The sequence below is a fragment of the Lachnoclostridium sp. genome, from assembly GCF_031997925.1.
In the GTDB taxonomy this organism is placed as follows: domain Bacteria; phylum Bacillota; class Clostridia; order Lachnospirales; family Lachnospiraceae; genus Lachnoclostridium.
This window is the reverse complement of record NZ_DAMADT010000026.1, coordinates 65,170-66,152: the sequence shown is the minus strand read 5'-3', so window position 1 is coordinate 66,152 and position 983 is coordinate 65,170. Positions and strand designations below refer to the sequence as shown.

Sequence of the window (983 nt, the reverse complement as noted above, 5' to 3'; positions counted from 1 at the left end):
AAGTCAAAGCGGATATTCGCAATTCGCTTACGCTACTTGCTCATAACCTCATTGCCACGTAGTGGCAATGAGGTTAAATTGTAAGATAAAACTACAATATAGTTCATTTATAATGGCACCTTTTGCGTTTTGTGTCATATGATGTTAGTAAAGAGTGGAAGGAGTAGAACCATGAGTTATCAAGTAGGAGAGAATTGGTACTGTAATCCTAACCAACTTAATATGTTTATGCCAGGAGTTTTTATTAGCCAAAAAAGAATAGAAGATGAAGAATTTGAAATAAAAAATAAGCAACCTTGTGGTTGCGAGGAAGCAATGAAAAAATGCCTTAATCGAGATAACCAAAATGATAGCTTTTGTTGTGATTTCGATGAGACTTCTATATATGAATATGATTGTGAATGTTTACGGCAGAAAAAAAGCTGCTTTTAAGCAGCTTTTTTTTCTGGAATTACAAGATGTAATTAGCAGCCAAATCCGTTGCCACAGCAGCAGAAAAGAATGATGATAATGAAAATCCAGCAGCATGATCCGCCACCAAAGAAGCCGTCGCCACAGCCGCCGCCACATCCGCCGCCACAGCTATTGCCGCATCCACCACCAAAACCGTTACCACAGAAGCAGAATAAAATGATGATTATGAAAATCCAGCTGCATGAGCCGCCACCAAAGAAGCCGCCGCCACAATTATTTCCGCATCCACATTCTCTGCCACATCCGCATCCACTTCCACATCCGCAGCCATCTCCACATCCGCCGCAGTTTGTAGCTGTTAAATCACTCATATGAGTTCCTCCAATAAATGTTTACAGTGTATCTTATGAAACACAGCTTGCTTTATTTCCATTATTTTTAAAAAATTCTTCACCTTTTTTTTCCCTTTTTTCGATTTCTGACCTCCCATTGACAAATGTATGGAAAAAATTTATAATTATAGTAGTTTAACGCATTACAGCTTTGATGCAATAAAAGATGTCCGAAGT

2 protein-coding genes are annotated in these 983 nt (G+C 38.6%); one reads left to right on the top strand and one right to left on the bottom strand.

Translation table 11 applies throughout. The features are described from left to right. Positions 1-171 precede the first annotated feature (171 nt). Positions 172-432 (top strand): hypothetical protein, encoded by a 261-nt coding sequence (locus RTP52_RS15270; protein WP_312099967.1) that lies wholly within the window; start codon positions 172-174, stop codon positions 430-432. A 32-nt stretch (positions 433-464) separates the two neighbouring features. Here RTP52_RS15270 and RTP52_RS15265 read toward each other — a convergent pair whose 3' ends face one another. Further along, the gene (locus RTP52_RS15265) at positions 465-785 is read right to left on the bottom strand and encodes a hypothetical protein (protein ID WP_312372304.1); all 321 of its coding nucleotides are present in this window, start codon (positions 783-785) and stop codon (positions 465-467) included. Positions 786-983 lie beyond the last annotated feature (198 nt).

What these genes read in the sequence shown, in the direction of transcription:
- RTP52_RS15270 (WP_312099967.1), top strand. Translation starts at nt 172, where the DNA reads ATGAGTTATCAAGTAGGAGAGAATTGGTACTGTAATCCTAACCAACTT.
- RTP52_RS15265 (WP_312372304.1), bottom strand. Translation starts at nt 785, where the DNA reads ATGAGTGATTTAACAGCTACAAACTGCGGCGGATGTGGAGATGGCTGC.